Below are 8,372 nucleotides of genomic sequence, written 5' to 3'. Positions count from 1 at the left end.
CGTCGAAACCCCCCCCCCCCCCCCCGGGGCCCCCCCCCCCCCCCCGGGGCGAACAACCCCCCGTGGCGGCCGAGGAAATCACCGCAGCGGTGCCCGACCGGTTCCGCGCCCGGGACGAGGCGGTGGAGCGGTGGCGGCGCAGTCAGGACGTACCGCTGCCGAGCCGGGTGCTCCAGGTGCGCCTCGCCTCCCCGCCACCGGCTCCGCTTCCCGCGCTCGGGGCGGGCCGATGGGGCCCGGCGATGTTGTCCGCCGGCACCGTGGCGGTGGTGTCCGCGGTGCTCGCCGGGCTGCTGAACTGGGCTCCGTGGGACCGTGCGGACGGCTGTGGCGAGCGGTTGCTGATGCGGGGCGCGGACTGTGTCGGCGTCTCGGACGGGACCGGGGTCTTCATGCCAGGGCTGCGGGGCATGCGCGAGGTCTTCGCCGGAATCGAGGCGGAGAACGAGCGGATCGCGCATACAGCGCATGCGACCGTGGCGCTGATGATTCCGATGGAGTCGGACAACCCGGCGGTGCGCCGGCAGATCCTCAGCGAGGTGCAGGGCGCCTATCTGGGACAGCTCCAGGCGAACGGCTCGGACGCGGCCCCGCCCATCCGGCTGGTGACGGCCAACCCGGGCCGGGACTACCGGGCGTGGCGGTTCACGGTGGACCGGCTGGTCGACCAGGAGCCCGAGCTGCGGATGGTCGTGGGTTTCAACCTGAGCCTGGACTCCACCCAGGAGGCCATGAGCCATCTGACCAACGAGCTGAAGATCCCCGTCGTGGCCGGGCTGGTCACCTCCCAGTCCTTCGCCAACGTCGACGGTCCGGGCCCCTACCGCTATCCGGGCCTGGCTCGGGTGGTGTCCACCAGCAAGGACCAGGCCGCCGCGCTGCTGCGCTACGATCCGGGGCTGGCCCGCGCGCAGACGGCGCTGGTGGCCGACACCCGGCCGGGCGACAGCTACGACAAGTCGCTGCGGGACGCGTTCACCGAGGCCCGGGGCAGCGGTGCCGGAGCCCAGGACATGACGTTCGCCTCGGAGGGGCCGGAGGCCGCGGGGGTCACCCCGAACGAGTTCGAGACCTTCGCCATGAATCTCTGCGAATCCAAGGCGCGCGTCGTCTACTTCGCGGGCCGGGCGTTCCATCTGGAGCTGTTCGTGAAGAAGCTGGCCCGCACCTACTGCGCCAGGAAGAAGTCGTACACGGTCATCTCCGGCTCCGACGCGACCACCCTCGACGAACGCCTCGACGGCACGGAACGCGCCCTGCTGCGGGGCGACCCGGGCGCAGGCACCCCCACCATCAACGTCCTGTACGCGGCACCGGCACACCCCGACGCCTGGGATGTGGAGGTCGGGCGCTGGAAGAAGCGCGCGGAAAAGCGGGGGGCGGTCCCCGGAGACCTGCCGCGCCATCTGGTCGAACCGCAGCGGGCCATGGCGCAGCTGCGCGCCGCGGCCAGGGCCCATGCGGGGAAGCTGGGCACGGTGCGGTTCGACGACGGACGGGCCATCGAGACCCACGATGTGATCCTGACCGCCGCGAAGGCCCTGACGAAGGCGGCGGCCACCACCCGGACGCCCGTCCCGTCGAAGGAGCGGATCAAGGAGGACTACGAGAATCTGAACTCCGCGTTCCGGGTCCAGGGAGCGGGCGGCTGGATCTGTCTGACGAACGCCGGCAACCCGTACAACAAGGCGCTGGCCATCGTCCGGCTCGACCCGACGCACAGCAAGCTGAGCTTCGAGGCCCTGGCCTGGCCGAAGGGGGCCCCGGCCGCGGACGACCGGTGTGTGGTGCCGCAGAACCCCGGCCGGCCGGGATGAGTCCCTCCCCGCCACAAGCGATTGACCAGGGACTCTCGTTGGGTCTCGTTGGTAAGGTCAGGATCGATGGCACATCGAACGGTCTCCACACCGCCCGCCCCGTTCTCCCGCGAAGAACAGTCCGGCGACATCGCCATCGTCGGGCTCAGCTGCCGACTGCCCGGTGGCATCACGGCGCCCGAGGGGCTGTGGGCCGCGCTCGCGGCCGGCCGCGATCTGGTCGGTGAGATACCCGCGGACCGGTTCGACGCGCGCCGGTTCGTGGACCCCGATCCACGACGCCCCGGAAAGGCGTACACGGCCGCGGGCGGATTCCTGGCGGACATCACCGGATTCGACGCCGCGTTCTTCGGGCTGTCGCCCCGCGAGGCGAGCCGGATGGACCCGCAGCAGCGGCTGCTGCTGGAGATGGCCAGGGAGGCCCTCGACGACGCCGGTATCGATCCGGGGACCCTCGCGGGTTCGGACTCCGGGGTCCATGTGGGGGTGAGCAACGCCAACTACGGCCAGCTCCAGTACGCCCACCCGGAGGCGATCACGGCGTACACGATGGCGGGGGCGGCGCTGTGCAACACCGCCAACCGGATCTCGCACCTGTTCGATCTGCGGGGGCCGTCCATGGCGGTGGACACCGCCTGTTCCTCCTCCCTGGTCGCCCTGCACCAGGCATGTGCCCAACTGCGCGCCGGGGACGGCGGAGTGGCGCTCGCGTGCGGGATCAACCTGCTGCTGAGCCCGGGGGATTTCATCGGGTTCTCCAAGGCGTCCATGCTCTCCCGCAGCGGCCGCTGCCGCTCCTTCTCCGCGGACGCCGACGGCTACGTGCGCGCCGAGGGCGGCGCGGTGGTGGTGCTCAAGCGCCTCGCCGACGCCAGGGCGGACGGGGACACCGTGCACGCCGTGGTCCTCGGCACCGGAGTGGGCGCGGACGGGCGCACCCCCGGGCTCTCGCTGCCCAGCGCCGAGGCCCAGGAGCGGCTGATGCGCCAGGTGCACCGCGACGCCGGGCTGCGACCCGAGGACGTGTCCTATGTGGAGGCGCACGGCACCGGTACGCAGGCGGGCGACCCGATCGAATGCCGGGCGCTGGGCGATGCGCTCGGCGCGGGCCGGGGCACTCCGCTGCCCATCGGCTCGGTGAAGTCGAACCTCGGCCATCTGGAGTCCGGGGCGGGCATGGCCGGTCTGCTCAAATGTGTGCTGATGCTGCGCCACGGGGTGATTCCGGCGTCGCTGCACGCCGAACCGCTCAACCCCGCGATCGACTTCTCCGGTCTTGGCCTGGAGCCGGTGACCGCGGCGCGGCCCCTGGCCCCGGGGGCCCTGGCGGTCAACTCGTTCGGCTTCGGCGGAGCCAACGCCCACGCCGTCCTCGGCCCGCCGCCCATACCCTCCGCGACCGCGCCGCCAGAGGTGACGTCCCTGCCGGTGGTGGTCTCGGCGGCCACCCCGGAGGCGCTCACCGAGGCCGTCACCCGCACCGCGGCCCGGCTCAGGGATGCCACCGACTCGTTCTACGACCTCGCCTACACCAGCTGCCTGCGGCGCGGACACCACCGTGAACGGGCCGCCGTCGTAGCGGACAGCGCCGAACAGGCCGCCGCGCTGCTGGAGACGATCGCCGAGGGCACTCCGGTGGGCGGGGGCGCGGCGGCGGGCGCGAGTCCGGGGCCGGTGGCGTTCGTGTACTCCGGCAACGGCGCCCAGTGGGCGGGCATGGGCGCCGAACTGCTGGACGCCGAAGCGTCGTTCCAAGACGCCGTCACCGAGGTGGACGCCGCACTGGCCGGACACCTGGGCTGGTCGGTGCTGGCGGAACTGAGGTCCGCGCGGCCGGAACTGCACCGGACGGAGGTCGCCCAGCCGCTGCTCTTCGCGGTGCAGATCGGGCTGACCGCGCTGCTGCGGGAGCGTGGCATCCGGCCCACCGCGGTGGCGGGCCATTCGGTGGGCGAGGTGGCCGCGGCGCACGCCTGCGGGGCGCTGGACCTGGCGGCGGCCTGCCGGGTCATCGCCGAACGCGGCCTCGCGCAGGCGGAGACGGCGGGTGGCGGGCGGATGGCCGCGGTGGGGTTGTCCGCCGACGAGGTCACCGCGCTGATCGACGGCCGGGACCTGGAGCTGGCCGGAGTGAACAGCCCCACCGATGTGACCCTCTCCGGACCCGCCGAAGAACTCTCCGCGCTCGGCGACGAATTGCTCCGCCGCGGTGTCTTCTTCCGGGAGCTGAACCTGGATTACGCCTTCCACAGCCGCTCGATGGAGCCGATCCGGGACCAGCTCCACACATCGCTGACCGGGCTCGCGCCACGGACCGGGACCGCGGCGTTCGTCTCCACCGTCACCGGCGGGACACTGCCGGGCACCGAGCTGGGCGCCGGATACTGGTGGCGCAACATCCGGGAGCCGGTGCTGTTCGGCCCCGCCATCACCACGCTGGCGGACGAACACGGCTGCGGCACCATCGTGGAGGTCGGCCCCCATCCGGTGCTGCTGGGGTATCTGCGCAGGCAGTGCGCCACCGCGGACCGGCCGGTGACCACCGTCGGCACCCTGTCCCGCGAGGCGGCAGGCGCCACCGCGGTGCGGACCACCTGCGCGGCCGTGCTCGCCGCCGGGGCCGAGGTCGACTGGGACACCTGGTTCCCGGTACGCGGCCGGGTGGTGCCGCTGCCCGCCTACCCATGGCAGCGCGAACACCATCTCAACGGCGCCCCGGATTGGTGGATGGCGGGACCGCGTGGCGGCGGACAGGAGTCGGGACACCAACTGCTCGGCGACCGGTTGCCGACCGTGGAACCCACCTGGCAGACCCCGGTCGAACCGTCCCGGCACGGCTGGATCGGCGACCACCGGGTCAGCGGTTCGGTCGTGATGCCGGGCGCCGCGTACCTGGAGATGGCGCTCGCGGCGGGCCGGACCCGCCACGAGGGGGCCGTGGAGGTCACCGGCCTCGACATCGGCAAAGCGCTGGTCCTGCCGTGGGACGACCCCGGCATGGACACCACCGTGCAGACCCACCTCGCCGGTGAAGTACTCCGCGTGGCCTCCCGCCGGGGCGACGAGGACTGGCAGGAACACGCGAAGGCGCGGGTGCGCCGTCTGCACAGTGATCCTCCCGCGCCTCTGGATGTGGCGGCCCTCCGCACGGCCGCCCGGACCGAGATCTCCGGGGAACGGCACTATGCCCGGATGCGGCAGGTCGAGCTGGCGTACGGGGAGGCGTTCCGCGGCGTCCAGCGGCTCACCGTGGCCGACGACACGGTGCTCGCCGACTACGCCAACCCCTCCGGGGCGCAGGGGTTCCACGCCCACCCGGCCCTGATCGACTCCACGCTGCAATCCATCGCGGCGCTGCTTCCCCACGCCGAGAACGGGCAGGTCCACCAGTTCCTGCCCGCCGAACTGGAACGGGTCCGCTTCTGGCGGACCCCCGCCGACCGGGGCGTGGCACTGATCCGGACCCGCCGCCTGACGCTGCGCGAGGCGGTGGTGGACATCACCGTCGCCGATCCGGACGGCACCGTCGCCATGGAACTGCGCGGAGTCCACGTACGCCGCAACAAGGGAGCGGCGAGCGGCATCGACCGCATCGTCAGCACGCTCCGCGCCGCACCGCTGCCCGGGGCCACCGGCCCGGCCGGACTGCCGACGGCCACCGCGCTCGCCGCCACGCGGGCCGCCGAGGTGGCGGCGCTGGACGAGGCGGCCCGACGCCACGACGGCCCCGCCTTCGTCCGCCGGGTCAAACACCTGACCGGCCACTTCGTGACGGCCGCACTCGCCGAACTGGAGAAGGCGGGCGCGCAACCGGCCCACCGCGGGCTGTACGAGAACCTGCGGGCACTCGCCGAACGAGAAGGCATGCTCGACCGGACTCCGGAACCGGACCGGCTGCTCACCGAATTGCTGCGGGACTTCCCCGCGATGGCGCCGGAACTGCTGCTGTACGCGCGCTGCGGCCCGCAACTGGCCGGGGTGCTCACCGGAGATGTCGATCCGGTGGGGTTGCTCTTCTCGGACACCGAGCGCCTCGCCGAACTGCACTACACCACCTCCGTGGTGCACCACTACCTGAACCGGATGGCCGGGGAGCTGCTCACCGGGCTGGTGGACGGCTGGCCGACGGACCGGCCGCTGCGGATCCTGGAGGTCGGCGCGGGCACCGGGTCCACCACCGCCTGGCTGCTGCCCCGGCTGCCGGCCGACCGCACCACGTACACGTATACGGACATCTCCAGCGCGTTCTTCCCGCGTGCCCGCCACCGGTTCGCCGACCACCGGTTCCTCGACTACCGGACGCTGGATCTGGACCGGGACCCCGCCGAACAGGGCTTCGCCGCCGCCTCCTTCGACCTGGTGATCGCCGCCAATGTGCTGCACGCCACCACCGATGTGCGCCGGGCCCTCGGCCACGTCACCGAACTCCTGGACAGCGGTGGCCGATTGCTCGCCGTGGAGTTCCACGACAACGACCTCTTCGCCCCCTGCTACGGGCTGCTCCCCTCGGCGACCGGCTTCACCGACACGGAACTGCGCGAGAACACCCTGCTCGCCCGCGAGCGGTGGCCTAAGGTGCTGCGCTCCGCCGGGTTCACCGACGTGGCCCAGCTCGGCGAGGAGCCCATCTGCTCGGTGCTCCTCGCCGACCGGGGGATGCGCGAACGGCTCACGCCGGTGCCCGATGCCGCCGCGCCCGGCCACTTCGTGGTGGCGACGGACGGCCTCCACGACCTGCCCGAAGCCGTGGTGGCGCGGCTGCGCGGGCTGGGCCGTACGGTGCGCCACATCGACGCCTCCGACGACGCCGCGCGCTGGGACGCCGCGCTGAACGGCACCGGGGAGAGCACCGGGATCCTGGTGATGCTCGGTGACCAGGATGCGGGGGCCGCGGAAGACGTCGTCGGCCTGGTCGTCCGGCAGGCGGCGATCCTCAGGGCGATGGTCACCGCCTGCCAGGCGCTGCCCGAGAGCCGCGAGGTACGCGCCTGGGTGCTGACGCCCGGCGAGCACGCCGCCGTCCCCGAACGCCCCGCCCCGGCCGCCGTTTGGGCCCAAGCACGCACCCTGACCAGCGAAAACCCCCTGCTGAGGATCCGCAGGATCGCGGTGGCCCCCAGCGCGACCGCGACGGACATCTGCGCGGAGCTGCTCGCCGGAACCGACGAGGACGAGGCCGTGCTCACCGCGGGCGGACGCCTCGTACCACGGATCACCGAGCGCCGCCCCGCCACACACGCCGTCCGCCCCTTCGGTTTGGCCGTGGTGGACGACGGACCGGCCTGGACGGCGGTGGCCGCACCCGAACCCGCACCGGGAGAAGTGGTCATCGAGGTGCGGGCGGCGGCGCTCAACTACGCCGACATCATGGTCTCCCGGGGACTGGTACCGCCCATGGCCGAGACACCGGAGGCCGGAACCCCGCTGCTGGGCCTCGAATGCGCCGGAGTGGTGACCCACGTCGGCGCCGATGTGACCGGCCGGGCCGTGGGCGACCGGGTGATGGTCGCCCAGTCCGGAAGCCTCGCCTCGCATGTGCGCTGCCCGGCCCGGCTCACCATCCCCGTCCCCGAGCACATGCCGTTCACCGAGGCGGCCACCATCCCGACGGTCTTCGCCACCGTGCACTACGGTCTCGACTACCTGGCCCGGCTCCGCCACGGCGAGACGATCCTCGTGCACGGAGCCGCCGGCGGAGTGGGACTGGCCGCGCTGCGCTACGCCGAACACACCGGCGCCACCGTCATCGCCACCGCCGGCACCCCCGCCAAACGCCAGCTGCTGCGTCTGCTCGGCTACGAACACGTACTGGACTCGCGGAGCCTCGGCTTCGCCGACGAGGTCCTCGACATCACCGAGGGCCGCGGGGTGGACGTCGTGCTCAACTCGGTGGCGGGAGAGGCGCTGGGCCGCGGCATGGAACTGCTGCGCCCGCACGGCCGGTTCGTGGAACTCGGGAAGCGCGACATCCTCGCCGACAACGCGCTCGCCCTGCGGCCGTTCTCCCGTGACCTCTCCTTCTTCGGAGTCGACCTCACCAGCCTGCTCCAGGGCGACAGCCCGGTGGCCGGTCAGATGATCGACGAACTGGCCGAGCGCGTCGCGTCCGGGACGTACCGGCCCCTGCCGCACCTCACCTACCCGGCGGACCAGATCGCCGACGCCATGGCGCTGCTGCGGGACTCCCGCCACATCGGCAAGCTCGTCATCACGCTCGACCCCGCGGAACCGGTCCCCGTACGCGTACCACGACCACCCGTGACCCTGGACCCGGAGGCGACGTACCTCGTCACCGGCGGTCTGGGCGGGTTCGGCGGCGCCACCGCCCACTGGCTGGCCCGCTGCGGGGCACGCCACCTCGCGCTGGCCTCCCGCAGCGGCGCCGCCCACCCGGAGGCCCGTACGGTGCTCGCCCGCATCGCCGACGAGGGGGCGCGGGCCACCGCCTACGCCACCGACATCACCGACCCCGCGGCCCCCCCGGTGCAGGTGGGCCCGAGAGACGCCACCGGGCCCCCCCCGCGGCGCGGGCTCGAAAGCCCGCCACTGTGGCGT

The 8,372-nt window shown here is 73.0% G+C and carries 2 protein-coding genes; both read left to right on the top strand.

Annotation, left to right across the window (positions count from 1 at the left end; all coding sequences use genetic code 11):
* Positions 1 to 62 precede the first annotated feature (62 nt).
* Positions 63 to 1,817: an amino acid ABC transporter substrate-binding protein gene (locus tag ACFXB5_RS46430; protein WP_385220144.1), complete on the top strand. Its 1,755-nt coding sequence runs from the start codon at positions 63 to 65 to the stop codon at positions 1,815 to 1,817.
* Positions 1,818 to 1,883: 66 nt separating this feature from the next.
* Positions 1,884 to 8,372: beta-ketoacyl synthase N-terminal-like domain-containing protein (locus ACFXB5_RS46425; protein WP_385220141.1), on the top strand; the 6,489-nt coding region annotated here is incomplete at its 3' end.

Source organism: Streptomyces sp. NPDC059455, assembly GCF_042750115.1.
Lineage (GTDB): Bacteria > Actinomycetota > Actinomycetes > Streptomycetales > Streptomycetaceae > Streptomyces > Streptomyces endocoffeicus.
The sequence above is the reverse complement of the archived record's forward strand: the minus strand, read 5'-3'. Positions and strand labels throughout refer to the sequence as shown.